At 65.9% G+C, this 19,051-nt stretch carries 16 protein-coding genes and 1 tRNA gene; 13 read left to right on the top strand and 4 right to left on the bottom strand.

Going from position 1 to position 19,051, the window contains the following annotated elements; genetic code table 11:
• The first annotated feature begins 223 nt into the window (after positions 1-223).
• The 12 genes from folP to V3B41_RS19150 all read left to right on the top strand — a co-directional run bounded on the left by folP (position 224) and on the right by V3B41_RS19150 (position 12,031).
• The gene (folP, locus tag V3B41_RS19205) at positions 224-1,120 is read left to right on the top strand and encodes a dihydropteroate synthase (protein ID WP_329861790.1); all 897 of its coding nucleotides are present in this window, start codon (positions 224-226) and stop codon (positions 1,118-1,120) included.
• Entirely contained in the window at positions 1,120-2,073 is a 954-nt protein-coding gene (miaA, locus tag V3B41_RS19200) for a tRNA (adenosine(37)-N6)-dimethylallyltransferase MiaA (RefSeq protein WP_329861789.1), read from the top strand. The genes folP and miaA overlap by 1 nt, the downstream gene beginning before the upstream one ends.
• A 96-nt stretch (positions 2,074-2,169) precedes the next feature.
• Positions 2,170-2,445 carry an RNA chaperone Hfq gene (gene hfq, locus V3B41_RS19195; RefSeq protein ID WP_004152891.1) on the top strand — a complete coding sequence of 92 codons (276 nt, stop codon included), beginning with the start codon at positions 2,170-2,172 and terminating at the stop codon, positions 2,443-2,445.
• Positions 2,446-2,459: 14 nt separating this feature from the next.
• Complete coding sequence (gene hflX / locus V3B41_RS19190) at positions 2,460-3,770, top strand: ribosome rescue GTPase HflX (RefSeq protein WP_049428128.1); 1,311 nt, start codon at positions 2,460-2,462, stop codon at positions 3,768-3,770.
• A gap of 103 nt (positions 3,771-3,873) precedes the next feature.
• Positions 3,874-4,368, top strand: a complete 495-nt coding sequence (locus V3B41_RS19185) for a nicotinamide-nucleotide amidohydrolase family protein (protein WP_049428177.1) — start codon at positions 3,874-3,876, stop codon at positions 4,366-4,368.
• Positions 4,369-4,402: 34 nt separating this feature from the next.
• Positions 4,403-6,085: a 2-polyprenylphenol 6-hydroxylase gene (gene ubiB, locus V3B41_RS19180; protein WP_049428179.1), complete on the top strand. Its 1,683-nt coding sequence runs from the start codon at positions 4,403-4,405 to the stop codon at positions 6,083-6,085.
• Between the two features lie 186 nt (positions 6,086-6,271).
• Positions 6,272-6,907 (top strand): transcriptional repressor LexA, encoded by a 636-nt coding sequence (lexA, locus tag V3B41_RS19175; RefSeq protein WP_049428130.1) that lies wholly within the window; start codon positions 6,272-6,274, stop codon positions 6,905-6,907.
• A 204-nt stretch (positions 6,908-7,111) separates the two neighbouring features.
• Complete coding sequence (gene recA / locus V3B41_RS19170) at positions 7,112-8,149, top strand: recombinase RecA (protein WP_049428133.1); 1,038 nt, start codon at positions 7,112-7,114, stop codon at positions 8,147-8,149.
• A gap of 110 nt (positions 8,150-8,259) precedes the next feature.
• Complete coding sequence (gene recX, locus V3B41_RS19165) at positions 8,260-8,751, top strand: recombination regulator RecX (RefSeq protein WP_005409024.1); 492 nt, start codon at positions 8,260-8,262, stop codon at positions 8,749-8,751.
• A 109-nt stretch (positions 8,752-8,860) separates the two neighbouring features.
• Positions 8,861-11,509 carry an alanine--tRNA ligase gene (alaS, locus tag V3B41_RS19160; RefSeq protein WP_049428135.1) on the top strand — a complete coding sequence of 883 codons (2,649 nt, stop codon included), beginning with the start codon at positions 8,861-8,863 and terminating at the stop codon, positions 11,507-11,509.
• A gap of 147 nt (positions 11,510-11,656) precedes the next feature.
• Positions 11,657-11,860, top strand: a complete 204-nt coding sequence (csrA, locus tag V3B41_RS19155) for a carbon storage regulator CsrA (RefSeq protein WP_004152909.1) — start codon at positions 11,657-11,659, stop codon at positions 11,858-11,860.
• A gap of 78 nt (positions 11,861-11,938) precedes the next feature.
• Positions 11,939-12,031, top strand: a tRNA-Ser gene (locus tag V3B41_RS19150).
• A gap of 105 nt (positions 12,032-12,136) precedes the next feature.
• Here the strand turns inward: V3B41_RS19150 and V3B41_RS19145 are convergent.
• Both V3B41_RS19145 and V3B41_RS19140 read right to left on the bottom strand, forming a co-directional pair.
• Entirely contained in the window at positions 12,137-12,571 is a 435-nt protein-coding gene (locus tag V3B41_RS19145; protein ID WP_049428182.1) for a DUF4189 domain-containing protein, read from the bottom strand.
• A gap of 120 nt (positions 12,572-12,691) precedes the next feature.
• Positions 12,692-15,022, bottom strand: coding sequence for a TonB-dependent receptor (locus tag V3B41_RS19140; protein WP_049428137.1), 2,331 nt, complete (start codon positions 15,020-15,022; stop codon positions 12,692-12,694).
• A 203-nt stretch (positions 15,023-15,225) separates the two neighbouring features.
• Between V3B41_RS19140 and V3B41_RS19135 the strand changes: the two genes are divergently transcribed.
• Positions 15,226-15,708 carry a hypothetical protein gene (locus V3B41_RS19135; RefSeq protein ID WP_049428141.1) on the top strand — a complete coding sequence of 161 codons (483 nt, stop codon included), beginning with the start codon at positions 15,226-15,228 and terminating at the stop codon, positions 15,706-15,708.
• Between the two features lie 51 nt (positions 15,709-15,759).
• Here the strand turns inward: V3B41_RS19135 and aceE are convergent, their stop codons facing one another.
• Positions 15,760-18,432, bottom strand: coding sequence for a pyruvate dehydrogenase (acetyl-transferring), homodimeric type (aceE, locus tag V3B41_RS19130; RefSeq protein ID WP_049428143.1), 2,673 nt, complete (start codon positions 18,430-18,432; stop codon positions 15,760-15,762).
• 244 nt (positions 18,433-18,676) lie between these two features.
• Positions 18,677-18,976: a hypothetical protein gene (locus V3B41_RS19125; RefSeq protein WP_049428145.1), complete on the bottom strand. Its 300-nt coding sequence runs from the start codon at positions 18,974-18,976 to the stop codon at positions 18,677-18,679.
• Positions 18,977-19,051 lie beyond the last annotated feature (75 nt).

The following is a 19,051-nucleotide window of genomic DNA, read 5'->3' as shown; positions in this document are numbered from 1 at the left end:
TGTCGAAGGCGGGGTGGGTCCGGTTGCGGGGGCGTGAGCCGCATGGATGCGGCGACCGAGCTTACATGGACGTACTTGCAGCGGCCCCCGCAACCGGACCCACCCCGCCATTCTTCAGTAAACCCGCTGTTGCTCCGGCTGTTGCTGTCGCTCTGGCCTCGGCGGGTGCAGGGCGCCGCCCTGCCGAACTAAACTACCCGCCGTTGTCCCTGCAGGATTGCCCATGTTCGATACCTCGCCCCAGCTCGATTGCGCCGGCCGCATCCTGCGCCTGGACCGTGCCCGGGTCATGGGCATCGTCAATGTCACGCCGGACTCGTTCTCCGATGGCGGCGCGCACGACACCACCGAGGCGGCCGTCGCCCACGGCCTGAAGCTGGTCGAGGAGGGCGCAGACCTGCTCGACATCGGCGGCGAATCGACCCGCCCGGGCGCTGCGCCGGTATCGATCGAGGATGAGCTGCGCCGGGTGATTCCGGTGATCGAGCAGCTGGCCGCGCGCAGCGCCGTGCCGATCAGCATCGACACCTTCAAGCCGGAGGTGATGCGCGCGGCGGTGGCCGCTGGCGCCGGCATGATCAACGACATCTTCGGCCTGCGTCAGGACGGCGCACTGGAAGCCGCTGCCGACGTCGGCGTGCCGGTGGTGCTCATGCACATGCAGGGCGAGCCGGGCCACATGCAGGGGAATCCACACTACGACGACGTGGTCGCCGAGGTGCACGGCTTCCTGGTGCAGCGCCTGTTCGCTGCCGAGATGGCAGGTATCGCGAAGAAGAACCTGCTGATCGATCTCGGTTTCGGCTTCGGCAAGACCACCGCCCACAACATGACCCTGCTGGCCCGCTCGGAGCGCTTCCTGGAGCTGGGCGTGCCGATGCTGGCTGGCCTGTCGCGCAAACGCAGCCTGGGCGAACTGACCGGGCGCGACACCCCGTCTGAACGCGTGGCGGCGTCCGTGGCCGCGCATCTGATCGCGGTGCAGCGCGGTGCGCGCATCGTGCGCGTGCATGACGTGGCGGCTACGGTGGATGCGCTGAAGATCTGGCAGGCCGTCGACGCCGTGCCGACGCCACGTGCCGACGCCACGCCGACGATCCGCTGGCCGGACGAAGATTGATGGGCATCGACCGGCGGCCACTGGCGATCGCCGTGATGGGGCCGACCGCCAGTGGCAAGACCGCCACCGCGATCGCCCTGGCACAGCAGCTGGATGGCGAAATCGTCAGCGTCGATTCGGCGCTGGTCTACCGCCACCTGGATATCGGTTCGGCCAAGCCCGATGCGGCTGAGCGCGCGCAGGCGCCGCACCATCTGCTGGACCTGCGCGATCCGTGGCAGACCTATTCGGCAGCCGAGTTCGCCGCCGATGCCGGCCGGGTCGTGGCCGACATCGTGGCGCGTGGCAAAGTGCCGATCCTGGCCGGTGGAACGGGGCTGTATTTCCGGGCCCTGCTGCAGGGCCTGTCGCCGATGCCGGAGGCCGACCCGGTGATGCGCGAGGCGCTCAGCGCCGAGGCGGCCGAGCGTGGCTGGGCGGCACTGCACGCTGAGCTTGCCAAGGTCGACCCGGCTGCGGCGGCACGCATCCATGCCACCGACCCGCAACGCATCCAGCGGGCGCTGGAGGTCTACCGCCTGACCGGCACCCCCATCACCGAATGGCAGCGTCGGCCGGGCGTGGCACCCTTGCCGGTGCGCACCCTCAAGCTGATCCTGGCTCCCCGTGACCGCGCGGTGCTTCACCAGCGGATCGAAGCGCGCTTCGACGCCATGCTGGCGCAGGGCTTCCTTGATGAGGTACGGGCACTGCGCGCGATGCCGGAAATGGCTGCCATGTCGGCGCCATTGGACCTGCCGGCGGTGCGCGCGGTCGGCTATCGCCAGGCCTGGGAGTACCTGGACGGGGAGGGCGATGCCGCCCGATTCCGTGACAAGGCGATCTTCGCCACCCGGCAACTGGCCAAGCGCCAGCTGACCTGGCTGCGCGGCGAGCTTGATGCGCGCTGGTTCGACCCCCATGTGGATGGAGAGCGCCTGGCCGGCGCGGTGTCGACCTTCGTCGCACGCTGAACCCCCGCCAGCCGTGTAACATCATCGGTCGGCGGGCGGCTCGGGGGCCGTGGCAACCGTCGGCAACCCAATAAGAACAATAATCAGGAGTGTGCAATGTCCAAGGGGCAATCGCTGCAGGATCCTTTCTTGAACGCACTGCGGCGCGAACGCGTGCCGGTTTCGGTGTACCTGGTCAACGGCATCAAGCTGCAGGGCACGATCGAGTCGTTCGACCAGTTCGTGGTCCTGCTGCGCAACACGGTCAGTCAGATGGTTTACAAGCACGCCATTTCCACGGTCGTTCCGGCACGCAACGTGAAGGTCGGTCCGGGCGGTGGTTATGTGCAGTCGGGTGAAGGTGGTCAGGCAGGTGATGAAGCAGACGAGTAAGACCGGAGCGGTGAATGTTTGACCGCTCGAAAAAGGGTGAACACGCCCTGTTGATCCAGCCCCATTTCGGCAAGCTGGAAGACGATGTGCTGGAAGAATTCGGTGATCTGGCCCGCTCGGCTGGGGCCAGCATCGCCGCGACCATTACCGCACGCCTGGACCGTCCCAATCCGTCGACCCTGATCGGCAGCGGCAAGCTGGACGAGATCAAGGCAGCGGCCGACGCCAGCGGTGCCGACCTGATCCTGGTCAACCATGCCTTGAGCCCAGGCCAGGAGCGCAACCTGGAACGTTTCCTGGAGCGCCGGGTGATCGACCGTACCGGCCTGATCCTGGACATCTTCGCCCAGCGTGCGCACAGCCACGAAGGCAAGCTGCAGGTCGAGCTGGCGCAGCTGCGTCACCTGGCCACGCGGCTGGTGCGCGGCTGGACCCACCTGGAGCGCCAGCGTGGCGGTTCGATCGGCCTGCGCGGCCCGGGTGAAACCCAGCTGGAAACCGACCGCCGCCTGCTGCAGAAGCGGGTCGAGCAGCTGCAGAAGCGTCTGGAAAAGGTCGAAGTGCAGCGCACCCAGATGCGTCGTGCGCGCGTGCGCAGCGAGCTGCCGCGCGTGGCCCTGGTGGGCTATACCAACGCCGGCAAGTCGACCCTGTTCAATGCCATGACCGGCGCCGAGGCCTACGCCGCCGATCAGCTGTTCGCCACACTGGACCCGACCGTGCGCCGCATCGCGGTGCCCGGTGGCAACGTGGTGCTGGCCGACACCGTCGGTTTCGTCCGCGACCTGCCGCATGACCTGGTCGCCGCGTTCCGCTCGACGCTGTCGGAGGCACGCGAGGCCGATTTCCTGCTGCACGTGGTTGACGCCGCCGATCCGCACCGCGAGGAGCGCATCGCTCAGGTGGACGAAGTACTGACCGCCGTCGGTGCCGGTGACCTGCCGCAGCTGCTGGTGTTCAACAAGATCGACCGCATCGAGGGTGCCGACGTCCGCCACGACGGCCAGGATGGCATCCCGGACGAATCGCGCCGCGAGCGGGTGTGGATTTCCGCACGCGACGGGCAGGGCCTGGAGCTGCTGCAGGCGGTGCTGGGCAAGCGCCTGGGCCTGCAGCACGTCACCGGCGAACTGCGCCTGCCACCCGATGCCGGTCGCCTGCGCGCGCGGCTGCACCAGCTGGAAGTGATCCGCAGCGAACAGGCGGATGAAGAGGGCTGGCTGCTGCAGGTTGACCTGCCGATCGCCGAAGCCGAAAAGCTGGCCGCCAGCGCCGACGGTGCACCGATCCGGTCGCTGCTCCCGGAGAAGCTGCCGGAGTGGTGAGATAGCGCCGGGCCATGCCCGGCGGCTGCCATTGCGGTGGTGCGCGACATGAGGCTGTCATCTGCGGTACAACGTGCAGGTTCTTCACCCCACCGTCATGCCGATGTCCATCCCCACCGACGCTGAACTCAATGCCCAGTCCGCCGCGCTCGGGCGGCGCCTGCAGCAGGCCTCGCTGCAGCTGGTGACCGCTGAAAGCTGCAGTGGTGGCTGGATTGCCAAGTGCATGACCGACATTGCCGGTTCCTCGGCGTTCTTCGACTGCGGCATGGTGGTCTACAGCTACGAAGCCAAGCAGCGCCTGCTCGGCGTGCGCGCGCAGACCCTGGAGCAGTTCGGTGCGGTCAGCCGCGAAACCGTGCTGGAAATGGTCTCCGGTGCGCTGGTCAATTCCGGTGCCGGCATCGCGGTGGCGGTGACCGGCATCGCCGGCCCCGGCGGTGGCAGCCCGGACAAGCCGGTGGGCAGTGTCTGGATCGGCTGGAAGCGCCGTGGCGGCTATGCCCGCGCCGAGCTGTTCCAGTTCGATGGCGACCGCGAAGCCATCCGCCGGCAAACCGTGGCGGCGGCATTGCGCGGCATCGACGCCCAGCTGTGACATGCTGCTCCGGTAATCGTCCGGAGCACGCATGATGTGGGAAACGCTGGGCACGGTCCGTGACCTGGGCCGACTGCAGGAAATTGCGGTTGTCCTGATCCGCTATGGCTTTGGTGACGTGGTGCGACGCATCGGCCTGGCCAGCACGCTGGAGCGGGCAGGGCGCCTGCTGCACTGGAACGAAGAGCGGCAGGAACTGCTGCGGATGACCGCGCCGGTGCGTGTGCGCAGTGCGATGCAGGATCTCGGTCCCACTTTCGTCAAGCTCGGGCAGGTGCTGGCGACGCGCGTTGACCTGCTGCCGCCGGAATGGATCGCTGAACTGTCCGAACTGCAGAACGCGGTGCCGGCGCTGCCGTACGCGGATATCCGCGAGCAGCTCGAAGCCGACCTTGGCGCCTCGCCGACGGAAGTGTTCGCCTTCCTCGATGAAACCCCGATGGCCGCCGCCTCGCTGGCGCAGGCCCACCGCGCGCGCCTGCATGACGGCCGCGAGGTGGTGCTGAAGGTGCGGCGCCCGGGTATCCGCGATGTGGTCGAGGCCGACCTGCGGCTGCTGGCCCGACTGGCCGAGATTGTCGAGGCGCGCCTGCCGGACCTGCGTCGTTACCGCCCGGCCGAGGTCGTGCAGCAGTTCACCGTGTCGCTGCGCCGCGAACTGGATTTCGCTGCCGAATGCCGCAATGCCGAGCGCATCGCGCGCAACTTCAACGGCCGTGACGACATCCTGATCCCCAGCGTGCACTGGCAGTGGACCTGCGAAAGCCTGAACGTCCAGGACTTCGTCGACGGCATTCCCGGGCGTGACCTGGCCGGTGTCGATGCGGCGGGCCTGGACCGGCGCGAACTGGCCCGGCGCGGCGCGGACATCGTGTTGAAGATGGTGCTCGAAGACGGCAGCTTCCATGCCGACCCGCACCCCGGCAACATCATCTACCTGCGTGACGGCCGCATCGGCGTGATCGATTTCGGCATGGTCGGCGCCTTGTCGGAAGTGCGCCGCTTCCAGGTCGCGCAGCTGCTGCACGGTCTGGTCGAGCAGGACCCGCAGGGCGTAGCCGACGTATTGCTGGACTGGGCCGGTGGCGTGGAAGTGGACGAGAACCGGCTGCAGCACGACATCAGCCAGTTCGTCGATCAGTACCGCGGCGTGCCGCTGAAGGACCTGCGCATCGGCCTGATGCTGGGTGACATCACCCAGCTGCTGCGCAGTTACAGCCTGACCCTGCCGGCCGACCTGGCGCTGATGATCAAGGCGTTCCTGACCCTGGAGGGCATGGGGCGCCAGCTGGATCCGGATTTCGACATGGCCAGTGCTGCGCGCCCGTTCCTGGAGCGGGTAGTGCTGCAGCGCTATGCGCCCAAGGCGCTGCTCAAGCGGGGCCGACGCAGCCTGCTGGGCCTGGTCGACTTCGCCGGTGAGCTGCCGCGCGACCTGCGCAAGCTGGTGCAGGCGGCGCGTCGCGGTCGTCTCCAGCTGAAGGTGGAAACCAGCGCGCTGCAGGGCTTCGGCGAACAGGTGAACCGCGCAGCGAACCGGCTGGTGATGGGCATCGTCACCGCCGCGTTGATCATCGGCTCCTCGATCGTGATGCACAGCGTCGGCGGTGTTTCCAGCCGCTGGCTGCTGGCGCTGGGGGTCTGCGGCTTCATCGGCGCCGGCTTCTGCGGCGTGTGGATCCTGTTCTCTATATGGAGAAGCGGTAAACACACATGAGTGTGTTTACCGCGGAATCGCGCAGCGATTCCTGTAGAGCCGAGCCATGCTCGGCTGCTCTTGCCCAGGTCAGCCCAGCCCAGCCCAGCCATTCGCCACATTGCCGAGCACGGCTCGGCACTGCAGATGTCGCCGTGTCGTCTTCGGCACTTGCAGTCCCGCACGTTAGTAGTAATACTACTAACCATGGACCTGACCGACACCCAGCAGGCGATCCTGCAGTTGATCGCCGAGCGTATCGAGAGCGAAGGCGCACCGCCGTCGCAGACTGAAATCGCACGCGCGTTCGGCTTCAAGGGCGTGCGCGCGGCCCAGTACCACCTGGAAGCCCTGGAGCAGGCCGGTGCGATCCGTCGCATCCCAGGCCAGGCGCGCGGCATCCGCCTGGTGCAGGCACCGCCGGTCGAGAAGCTGGCCGAGCCAGATCTGCCCGACAGCGTGCTGCGCCTGCCGGTGCTCGGCCGGGTTGCGGCCGGCCTGCCGATCGGCGCCGATATCGGCTCGGACGATTTCGTGGTGTTGGACCGGGTCTTCTTCTCGCCAGCGCCGGACTACCTGCTGAAGGTGCAGGGCGATTCGATGATCGACGAGGGCATCTTCGACGGTGACCTGATCGGCGTGCACCGCACCCGCGACGCCCATTCCGGGCAGATCGTGGTGGCCCGCATCGATGACGAGATCACCGTCAAGCTGCTGAAGATCGCCAAGGATCGTATCCGCCTGCTGCCGCGCAACCCCGACTACAAGCCGATCGAGGTGCTGCCGGACCAGGACTTCTCGATCGAAGGCCTCTATTGCGGCCTGTTGCGACCCAACCGGTGACCCGTTCCATAGCGCATTACCCCGCGGTCTTTTGTGGCGATTCTCTGGTTCCACTGAGGTTGGTACGGATGTCCGATAATTCTTTTCAGAGCGCCGGGCAGAATCTCAGCCTGTGCGATACGTCCGACTTAAAGTGAGCCCATGGCAAAGAAGACCCCCAAAGACAGCACCTCCAACGACACGACCTCTGCAAGGACCCATCCGATGGACGAGAACAAGAAGCGCGCCCTCGCTGCAGCTCTGGGCCAGATCGAGAAGCAGTTCGGCAAGGGCTCGGTGATGCGCATGGGCGACCGTGTGGTCGAGCCCGTCGAAGCCATCCCGACCGGTTCGCTGATGCTCGACATCGCACTGGGCATTGGCGGGCTGCCGAAGGGCCGTGTCGTTGAGATCTACGGGCCGGAATCCTCGGGCAAGACCACGCTGACCCTGCAGGCGATCGCCGAATGCCAGAAGCTGGGCGGCACCGCGGCCTTCATCGACGCCGAGCACGCGCTGGACCCGATCTACGCCGCCAAGCTGGGCGTGAACGTGGACGACCTGCTGCTGTCGCAGCCGGATACCGGTGAGCAGGCGCTGGAAATCGCCGACATGCTGGTCCGTTCGGGTTCGGTCGACATCCTGGTGATCGACTCGGTCGCCGCGCTGACCCCGAAGGCCGAAATCGAAGGCGAGATGGGCGACCAGCTGCCGGGCCTGCAGGCCCGCCTGATGAGCCAGGCGCTGCGCAAGCTGACCGGCAACATCAAGCGCTCCAACACCCTGGTGATCTTCATCAACCAGCTGCGCATGAAGATCGGTGTGATGATGCCGGGCCAGAGCCCGGAAACCACCACCGGTGGCAACGCGCTGAAGTTCTACGCCTCGGTCCGCCTGGACATCCGCCGCATCGGCGCGATCAAGAAGGGCGACGAGATCATCGGCAACCAGACCAAGATCAAGGTCGTCAAGAACAAGCTGGCACCGCCGTTCAAGCAGGTCATCACCGAGATCCTGTATGGCGAGGGCATCAGCCGCGAAGGCGAACTGATCGACATGGGCGTGGATGCCAAGCTGGTCGAGAAGGCCGGTGCCTGGTACAGCTACGGTGAAGAACGCATCGGCCAGGGCAAGGACAACGCCCGCGGCTACCTGCGCGACAACCCGACTGTCGCCGCCAAGCTCGAGGCCGAGCTGCGCGAGAAGTTCCAGCCGGCCGAAGCGGCCCGCGAGGAAGGCGACGACGAAGGCGACGACGAGTAAGGCTTGCTGTGGGGCAGGGCGGCGCCGTCAGTGACGTCGCCCTGTCCCGCAGGTTCGAATCGCCCAGGGATGGGCTGGGCGCCACGGATGGCGCCACCCTTGGAGTACCCATGTCCGACGCCGAAGACATTCCGACCGGCCGAAAGCGCCGGCCGCGTGAGCAGACCCCCGTGCAACGGGCGCTGGGCCTGCTGGTCCGCCGCGAGCACTCGCGCAAGGAACTCACCCGCAAGCTGACCGCCCGTGGCATCGAAGACGAGGCCGCGCAGGCCGCTGTCGCCAAGCTGACCGAGGCCGGCTGGCAGGACGACACCCGTTTCGCCGAGAACCTGGTGCGGATGCGCGCCAACACCGGCTATGGGCCGATCCATGTCCGTGCCGAACTCGGCACCCACGGCCTGGACAGTGCCGCCATTGCCGCGGCGATGGACAGCTACGAAGGCGACTGGCAGGAAAACGCCCGTGACCTGGTCCGCCGGCGCTTCGGCGAGGCCGGCCCGCAGGATCTGACGCAGCGGCGCAAGGCGGCCGATCTGCTGGCCCGACGCGGCTTCGACGGCGACAGCATCCGCCGTGCGACCCGCTACGACCCGGATGACTGAGACTGGCGGCGCCGGGCCTGATACCCTTTAGGTTTTCGGCGGTCCCTCGCGACTCTGGCCAACGCGGCTGGTGGTCCGGGCCCGCCGGCCCGCAGACTGCCAGCCCCCAATGAACGCATCCGCCAAATTCACGACTTCCCAGATCCGCAGCGACTTCCTTGAATTCTTCAAGGGCAAAGGCCACACCATCGTGCCGTCGGCGCCGCTGGTGCCGGGCAATGATCCGACCCTGCTGTTCACCAACTCCGGCATGGTGCAGTTCAAGGACGTGTTCCTTGGCGCGGAGAAGCGCAGCTACGTGCGTGCAGCCGACGTCCAGCGCTGCCTGCGCGCGGGCGGCAAGCACAACGACCTCGACCAGGTCGGCTACACCGCGCGCCATCACACCTTCTTCGAAATGCTGGGTAACTGGTCCTTCGGCGACTACTTCAAGAAGGATGCGATCGCCTGGGCCTGGGAACTGCTGACCCAGGTCTGGAAGCTGCCGGCCGAGCGCCTGCTGGTCACCGTGTACCAGACCGACGACGAAGCCTACGAACTGTGGCGCGACATGGTCGGCATTCCGGAAGCGCGCATCGTGCGCATCGGCGACAACAAGGGTGCACCGTTCGCCTCGGACAACTTCTGGCAGATGGCTGACACCGGCCCCTGTGGCCCGTGCACCGAGATCTTCTACGACCACGGCGACCATATCGCCGGTGGCCCCCCGGGTTCTCCGGATGAAGACGGTGACCGCTTCATCGAGATCTGGAACCTGGTGTTCATGCAGTTCGACCGCCAGCCCGACGGCACCCTGGTGCCGCTGCCGGCGCCGTGCGTTGATACCGGCATGGGCCTGGAGCGCCTGGCGGCGATCCTGCAGCACGTGCATACCAACTACGAGATCGACCTGTTCCAGGCGCTGATCCGCAAGGCCTCGGAGCTGACCGGCACCGCCGACCTGGAGAACAAGTCGCTGCGCGTGATCGCCGATCACATCCGCGCCTGCTCGTTCCTGATCGTCGATGGCGTGCTGCCGTCCAACGAAGGCCGTGGTTACGTGCTGCGCCGTATCATCCGCCGCGCCCTGCGCCACGGCTGGATGCTGGGCGTGCGCCAGCCGTTCTTCAGCAAGCTGGTGCCGACCCTGGTCGAGCAGATGGGCGAGGCCTATCCGGAACTGCCGGCAGCGGTGGACACCGTCACCCGTGCGCTGCAGGCCGAGGAAGAGCGTTTCGCTGAAACCCTCGATGCTGGCATGAAGATCTTCGAAGACGTCGCGGGCAAGGCCAGCAATGGCGTGATCCCGGGCGTTGACGCCTTCCGCCTGTACGACACCTATGGCTTCCCGCTCGACCTGACCCAGGACATCGCCCGCGAGCGTGACCTGACCGTCGACATCGCCGGCTTCGATGCTGCGATGGAGCAGCAGCGCGAAACCGCACGTGCGGCCGGCAAGTTCGGCGGCGGCGTGACCCTGCCGGCCGAGCTGGTGGCGACCCTCAGCCCGACCCGGTTCCTGGGCTACGACCGCCTGCAGGCCGATGGCCTGACCGTGCTGGCCGTGCTGAAGGACGGTCGTCCGGTGCAGTCGGCCGATGCCGGTGACGCCGTCATCGTGATCACTGACCAGACCCCGTTCTACGCCGAATCCGGTGGTCAGGTCGGCGACACCGGCGTGCTGACCGGCAACGGCGTGCGCCTCGCGGTGGACGATACCCAGAAGTTCGCCGGCCAGTTCCATGGCCACGTCGGCACCCTGTCCGAAGGTGGCCTGAAGGTTGGCGACGTCCTGTCCGGCCAGGTCGATGGCGAGCGCCGTGGCGCCACCATCCTCAACCACTCGGCCACCCATCTGCTGCACGCCGCCCTGCGCGAAGTGCTGGGCACCCACGTGCAGCAGAAGGGCTCGCTGGTCGCACCGGACCGCCTGCGTTTCGACTTCTCGCACTTCCAGCCGATCAGCGCGGAAGAGCTTGCCGTGATCGAGCGCAAGGTCAACCAGCAGGTGCGCGCCAACAACGCCGCCGAAGTGCACAACATGGGCATGCAGGAAGCGCTGGACTTCGGTGCGATGGCGCTGTTCGGCGAGAAGTACGGCGAGCACGTGCGCGTGCTGAAGATGGGTGACTACTCCACCGAGCTGTGCGGCGGCACCCACGTCAACCGTACCGGCGACATCGGCCTGTTCAAGATCACCTCCGAGGGTGGTGTCTCCGCCGGCGTGCGCCGCATCGAGGCCGTTACCGGCCAGGGCGCCCTGGATTACGTGGACGCCGAAGAGGCCCGCCTGGCCGAGGCCGCTGAACTGCTCGGCGGCAGCGCTACCGACGTGGTCGAGAAGATCCGTGCCCTTGGCCAGCGCCAGAAGCAGCTGGAGCGCGAACTGGATGCCGTGAAGGCCAAGGTCGCCGCAGGTGCCACGGCCGACCTGTCCGGCCAGGCCGTCGAGGTTGCCGGCGTGAAGGTGCTGGCGGCCCGCCTGGAGGGCTTCGATGCCAAGGCCCTGCGTGACGCCATGGACCGTCTCAAGCAGCAGCTGGGCGATGCGGTGATCGTGCTGGCCGGCGCCCAGGACGGCAAGGCCGCCTTGGTCGCGGGTGTGAACGGCAGCGCAATGGGCAAGGTCAAGGCCGGGGAACTGTTGTCCCATATCGCCAGTCAGATCGGGGGCAAGGGCGGCGGACGCCCGGACCTCGCCCAGGGTGGTGGCGAGGACGGGCCCGCCCTTGCCACTGCGCTGGCTGCGGTCGTCGAATGGGTCAGCCCCCGCCTGTGATGAACCTGGCCGTCCCCCTCCTTGTAGGAGCGGGACGGCTGACGGTACCATTGCGAATCTTTTCCCTTTGTCGTGGTAGCGCTTCTTGACGGAGCGTCAAGCCGGTGGGGGATACCCTTCCACACGGTTCCATGGAGACTTACAAAAATGTTGATCCTGACTCGCCGCGTCGGCGAAACCCTGATGATCGGTGACTCGGTGAGCGTCACCGTGCTTGGCGTCAAGGGTAACCAGGTGCGTATCGGCATCACCGCGCCGAAGGACGTCGCTGTGCATCGCGAAGAGATCTATCAGCGCATCCAGCGCGGTGACGAAGCCGGTGGCACCGGTAGCGAAAATTCTGCCGAATAACGCTTTACCTTCGCACTCGATTAACGTTATGATTCACGCCCCGCTGAGGTGCAACGCACCAGACGCGGAGAAAACCCCGGAGTGATGCCCGAGTGGCCGAAGGGGCTCCCCTGCTAAGGGAGTATAGGGTCAAAAGCTCTATCGAGGGTTCGAATCCCTCTCACTCCGCCAGATACAAAGAAGCGCCTGCAGATCTTCGATCTGCAGGCGTTTTTCTTTGCCTGAGGCTCGAATGGACAGGTCAGTGCCGAGCCGTGTCTGCCTGGTCCACCGTGCTCATCGCAGGCGCCGGTCGGGAGTGGCCGCGGGCACCGAAACAGGTGCGCCTGGGTGGACCGGCGGTTCAAGCTCATCGGATGGCGCTTCCCTCCACAGCAGGGCAAGCACGCAATCGTTGGCACGCTCCCTGCACATTCTCTCTGCCTTCTTCTGCGCAGCATCCGGCGTCTTCTCTGCCAGTGCAAAGCCCAGCGCAATCGTGCCTGTGGCGATGGCCGAATAGCCTTCGTTGGCCGTGCTGGCGGATTGACCACAATTGCGTGATCGCGCTGCGCAGTAGTGCAGCGACTGCTGCATCGCGGTGGTCAAGGAACGTTGGTTCATCGAGTAGCCGTAGCGACCGTCCTTGTCGTAGGTGATCGCCGATGCGGCACCGGCGCCGGATGCAATGTTCAACAGCACCCCGAGGGAAATCGCTTGTTTCCAGTTCATCACCTTCTCCATTTTCGCCGATGGTGGATCAATCGCGGCCCGGGAGGCAACCACGCAGTCCGTGACCCAGGACGCCCACAGGTGGCTCACCTGCAGGCTTGCCTTTCTCCGGCCTCTGCCTCAGAGCCTCACCGTCACCCCCACCTGGAACCCACGCCCCGGCAACGGCGCGATGTACTTCAACGGTGAGTTGTGCGGCCGTGCTTCTTCATTAAGCAGGTTGCTGCCATTGACGAACACTTCCATGCCGGCGATGTAGCTGTTGCGCACCGGCAGCTCACGACTGACCTGCAGGTCGACCAGGTTGAAGGCATCCAGCGGTACTTCCTCGCTGACGTTGCGGCCGAGGTACTTCTGCGTGTCGTAATAGGTGCTGGACAGCTGCGCCTTCCAGCCTTCGCGCTGCCACTGCAGGTTGGCACCGTAGCGGTTGGTCGGCATGTTCGGCAGGTACTCGCCGTCATTGTGGGCACGCAACGAATCGGGGTGATCGGCCTTGTTCTTCACCAGGTCGGCGAAGGCGGAGACGTTCAACGTGCCGTAGCGGCCCAGGTCCAATGCCTGCGAGGCATCGATCTCGAAGCCCTTTACCGTGGTATCGGTCTGTTTCCAGTATTTCAGCGGCAGGCGGTTGGCCATCTGCGCGCCGGAATGGCCGAGGTAAAGATAGTTCTCGTAGCGCATCCGGTAGGCGGTGCCTGACAGTTCGAAACCGCCGAGGTGGAACAGGCCGGTCAGCTCCAGATTCTTCGCGCGCTCCGGTTCGAGATTCTGGTTGCCTTCTTCCTGGGTCATCACCGAGTAGTGCGCGTTGCTGGCGTACAGCTCGTTGATTTCCGGTGCGCGCTGCGAGGATGAGTAGCGCACTTTGGCGGCGAACAACGGACCGAGCTCGACATACGAACCCAGGCTGTAGCTGTTGAGCCGGTAGGAACGATCCTGCAGTTTCGTGTTGGCAGCATTGCGCGCGGTCTTGAAGCGGCTCGGCTGCAGTTCGTGATCGACACGCTCGTGGCGCACGCCAGCGTCGAAACTGGCCCAGCCGAAGTCCAGCGTTTCCTTCAGGAACACCGCGTTGCTGCGGGAGTCCACATCAGGCAGATAGCGCAGCGAGCCACTACCTGTCACGTCACGCGACTGGTGGCTGAAACCGAGCAGGCCGCTGAGCGGTCCGATCCGCTGGTGGCTGAGCAGCAGTTCGGCCTGGGTACCCTCGAAATCGTAGTCGTTGGCCCTGGAAGCACCCAGCCGTTCGCCCGAGGTGTTGTCCAGCCTGGAGACACGCAGTTCGGCACGCTCCAGCCCCGGCAGCGGATCGCGCAGCAGTGCTTCCAGCGCGTAGCGCTCCTGCTTGATCACCACGCCCACCGGCAGCCCGTCGGCATAGTTGGAACCGAATGACAGGTTCTGCATCGAGAACCCTGGCACGCCGTATTCGCTGTCCTTGGCATCGATGCTGATGCCCACATAGCCACGATCGAAGAACAGCGTGGAGCCGAACGCCACCTGCGAGTTGCGCGCGTAGCTGTTGCCCAGCCGGCGATGGTAGTCGGGCGTCACATCGTTGTTGATCTGCTTCTGCACGTATGAGGGCGTGCCTGAGACATAGGCAGGATTGACCGGATTGATGTAGGTGCGGCGCTGCCAGACCGAAGTCGGGTTGTTGGTGTAGAACGAGAAATCACCGTCGGCCCAGTCCGGGTTCTCGGTCATGAACTGGTCGATGTACGGCTGCGAGGCCTTGTTGTAGATCTGCTGCACGCGCGCTTCCTTCTGGCAGCTGTCGGCCAGCGCAGAGTTCACACCACCGGTCGGCGGGAACAGACGCGTATTGCAGACACTGGCCTTGCTGTTGCCAGGGATGTCGTAGTGCGAGATGCGCTGCCGAGAGACCTGCAGGTTGGTCGAGACGTTGTGCTGGTTGTTGAAGTTCATGCGGAAGCCCTGCGCGTCGGCGGCATTGAAGCCCTTGCGCAGGACCAGTTCCATCGACTGGTCCCTGTCTTCCATGCTGCGCGAGATCAGGCCGGAGTCGATCTCCACGCTGCCGCCGATCGCGTTGCCACCGTAGCGCACGGTATCGGACGACTTGTTGACGGTGACGCTGCGCACGAACAGCGGGTCGAACGGAATGTTGATATCGGCGCTGATCGCGTTCATGCCAAGGATGGACTGGCCGTCCTGCAGGATCTGCACGCGGTTGCCGCTGAGGCTGCGGATGACCGGCGCGCCGGCGTTCGGGCCGAAGGCGCTGCTCTGCACGCCGGAGACGTGCTCCAGCAGGTTGCCCAGGGTGCGGTTCTGCGCCTGCGGGTTGTCGACGGTGACCCGGCTGTCGATGCGCGAGGACTGGGAGGCCTCGACCCGGAGGGTGGGAAGGGTGGGTTCGTCCGCGGCATGGGCGGACTGGACGGCGAACAGAATGGCTGCAGCAAGGAGATGACGACGCATGACACGATCCGTGAAAATGACGTGAAATGTTATAACGTAACTATTTGATGTGACAAGTTGCAGACGCGCCTGCTGCAAGCGTCTTGGCAGGATGCCCCTGTTCATCTGAATGGCTTGCCTGGCGCCTTGGCAGCGCGCACGATCCGGGTCACTGCGTAGCGCAATACTCCCGCAGCCCCTTCTTCACTCGAACGGAGCAACGTATGAAGCTGCTGTCCGCTGTGTTGTTGTCTGCGCTTTCGCTGCCGGCCGCCCCGGCGTTCGCGATGGAGGCACCGCCCTCACCGCTGCTGGGACGCTGGTCGCTGGACATTGCCACCTCGGCGCTGCCCGAGGCGCAGCGCCCGAAACAGGTGGTGCTGGAATTCAAGGATGCCGGTGGTGGACGCTGGAGTTCGCACGTGGACATCGTCCTGCACGACGGCAAGACCATGAAGTCCGATGGCACGCTGTCCCTCGACGGCACGCCGGGGCCTTTGTCCGGCACCTACGGCGCGGACAAGGCCAACCTGAAACTGCCGGCGCCGAACACGCTGGTCATGCAGCTGGTGGACCATGGCACGCCCGCGTCCACCCGCATCTATACCGTGGCCGCCGACCGCACGACGATGACTGAGACCAAAGCGTTCTACGGCCACGACGGTACGCCGATCCTGCAGACCAATCTGTTCAAGCGGGTGCCTTAGCGCTGCTGCATTCACCACGCCCGTACCTCGGGCGTGGCGAATGCAGCCGTCTTACACCGCAGCCGGATCGCGCTTGCCGGTGTCGATGCCGTACCTGTCGATGGCCTCCTGCATCCGCGAGCGCTCGATGCGGCCTTCGTCGGCCAGTGACTTCAATGCCGCCAGCACGATGAAGTGGCGATCGACTTCGAAGAACGTGCGCAGCGATTCACGCGTGTCGGAACGGCCGAAGCCATCGGTGCCCAGTGCGGTGAAGCGGCGGTCGTTGATGAAGGGACGGATCTGGTCGCCGACGATTTTCATGTAGTCGGTGGCTACCACCACCGGGCCGTCGTGGCCCTGCAGGCACTGCTGCACGTAGGGCACGTGCGGTTCTTCGGCCGGATGCAGCAGGTTCCAGCGTTCGGCGGCCAGCCCATCGCGGCGCAGTTCGGTCAGGCTGGTGGCGCTCCAGACGTCGCTGGCGATGCCGAAGTCCTGCAGCAGCAGTTCTGCCGCCGCTTCCACTTCGCGCAGGATCGAGCCGCTGCCCATCAGCTGCACGCGTGGCTGTGGGGCGGCATCGGCGGCCGCCGGATGCAGCAGGTACAGGCCCTTCAGGATGCCAGCCTCGACGCCTTCGGGCAGGGCCGGCTGCGGGTAGTTCTCGTTGAGTACGGTGATGTAGTAGTAGATGTCTTCCTGCTCGACATACATGCGGCGCAGGCCGTCGTGGATGATCACCGCCAGTTCGTAGTTGTAGGTCGGGTCGTAGGACACGCAGCTGGGAATCACCGATGACAGCACGTGGCTGTGGCCGTCATCGTGCTGCAGGCCTTCGCCCATCAGCGTGGTGCGGCCCGACGTGGCACCGAGCAGGAAGCCGCGCGTACGTGCATCGGCTGCAGCCCAGGCGAGGTCGCCAACGCGCTGCAGGCCGAACATCGAATAGAAGATATAGAACGGAATCGTGGCCAGGCCATGGTTGCTGTAGGCAGTGCCGGCGGCGATCCACGAACAGATCGCACCGGATTCATTGATGCCTTCCTGCAGGATCTGGCCGTCCTTGGCCTCCTTGTAGTAGCTCAGCTGGCCGGCATCCTGCGGGGTGTACAGCTGGCCGAGGTAGGAGTGGATGCCGATCTGGCGGAACAGGCCCTCCATGCCGAAGGTGCGCGATTCATCGGGCACGATCGGAATCACCAGCTTGCCCAGGTCCGGGTCCTTCAGCAGGCTGGTGAGGATGCGCACGAAGCCCATGGTGGTGGACTGGCCGCGATCGCCACTGCCCTGCAGCTGGGTGTTGAAGATCGACAGTGGTGGCAGCGGCAGCGGATCGACCTTGGCCAGGCGCGCTGGCAGCTGGCCACCTTGGACGCGGCGGCGTTCGGCGAAGTAGGCTGCCTCGGCGCTGCCGGGTTCGGGGCGCAGGTAGGGCATTTCTTCCAGCTGGTCGTCGCTGACCGGCAGGTTGAAGCGGTCACGGAAGGCGCGCACCGCGTCGGCGCTCATCTTCTTCAGTTGATGGTTGATGTTCTGGCCTTCACCGGCCTCGCCCATGCCGAAACCCTTGACCGTCTTGGCCAGGATCACCGTCGGCCGGCCGCTGGTGTTCGCCGCCTGCTGGTAGGCAGCGAACACCTTCTGCGGGTCGTGGCCACCACGCGCCAGCGCCCAGATATCGTCGTCGCTCATGTGCGCGACCCGCTCCAGAAGCTCGGGATAGCGGCCGAAGAAGTGTTCGCGCACGTAGGCGCCGCTCTGCGACTTGAAGGTCTGGTAGTCGCCATCCACGCATTCCATCATGCGCTGGCGCAGCAGGCCGTTGTGGTCGCGGGCCAGCAGGTCGTCCCAGCCGCTGCCCCAGATCAGCTTTATCACGTTCCAGCCAGCAGCGCGGAAGGTGCCCTCCAGTTCCTGGATCACCTTGGCGTTGCCGCGTACCGGCCCGTCCAGGCGCTGCAGGTTGCAGTTGACCACGAACACGAGGTTGTCCAGCCGCTCGCGGCCGGCCAGCGAGATCGCCGCCAGCGATTCAGGCTGGTCCATCTCGCCATCGCCGAGGAAGGCCCAGACCTTGCGTCCCTGGTGTGCTTTCAGGCCGCGGTATTCCAGGTAACGCATGTAGCGCGCCTGATAGGCCGCGGTCAGCGGGCCCAGCCCCATCGACACCGTGGGGAACTGCCAGAACTCCGGCATCAGGCGCGGGTGTGGATACGAGGACAGGCCTTCGCGGCCGGCTTCGCGGCGGAAGTTGTCCATCCGTGCCGGATCGATGCGGCCCTCCACATACGCGCGGCCGTAGATGCCCGGCGCGGAGTGGCCCTGGATGTAGATCATGTCGCCGTCGAAGGTGTCGGTGCGGCCACGAAAGAAGTGATCGAAGCCGACGTCGTACAGCACCGCCGCCGACTGGTAGGTGGCGATGTGGCCACCGACGTTGGAGTGCTTGCCGGCGCGCAGCACCATCACCATCGCGTTCCAGCGGATCATCGCGTTCAGGCGGCGTTCGATGGCCAGGTCGCCCGGGTAGGCCGGCTGGCGCTCGGGCGGGATGGTGTTGACGTAGGCGGTCCAGACACGGGTATGCAGGTCGCCGTGCTGCTGGGCGTCCAGATCGCTCAGCTGGTCGATCAGATAGTGCGCGCGCGGCCGGCCGCCCGCCTGCATCACCGCCTCCAGCGATTCACGCCACTCCTGGGTTTCCAGTGGATCGGTATCGAAGGGAATGAGGGCTTGGTTCATGGCTGTCTCCAGAGGGCGCCGGTCGGACGTCTGCCTGGGCGACAACACCGGCAGGGCGCACAGCACTGGAGCGGGGTCGCAACGGCAGGGCCGTGACGCGAAGAGCGGCCGTGGCGGCCACCGAGGAGACAAGCGTAGGCCGGCCCCCCCGGCTTCGATAGGCGGGCCTGGCTTGGGTCTCTGGCAAGCAAGGGTTGGCGCCGCGCGCCGTATCATGGGCCGATGCGCTGGGCGCGGGCGCTGATCAGGCCGGGGACAGCCCAGGCAGGAACACCGGGATGACCGCCACGCCGATGCCGAGCAGGCACCAGGCGACGATGGGCAGCCAGCGCGCCAGGCGTTGGGCGGGTTCCGGTGTGCGACGGCCGCCGATCCACAGCAGCAGCGTGAGCACGCCCAGTGCATAGGCGAGGGCGACGATCACCGGATGCACGTGGATGACCCGGCTGGGCGGCCACATCTGCTGCTGGTAGGCGGTGGTGTGGGCGACCAGCAGCAGGAACAGCAGGCTGCTGAGGGTGTTGATGGCGGTGCGTGCGTTCATTGCGGGGCACTCCTTGTGCCGGCTGCCGGGACATTGCAGGGGCGGCATTCTAGCGGCTGCCTGCCGGTCGTTGAA

This window comes from Stenotrophomonas sp. SMYL89, assembly GCF_036319985.1.
Classification (GTDB): Bacteria; Pseudomonadota; Gammaproteobacteria; order Xanthomonadales; family Xanthomonadaceae; genus Stenotrophomonas; species Stenotrophomonas maltophilia_Q.
Note: the sequence above shows the minus strand (reverse complement) of the source record. Positions and strands in the feature narration are given on the sequence as shown.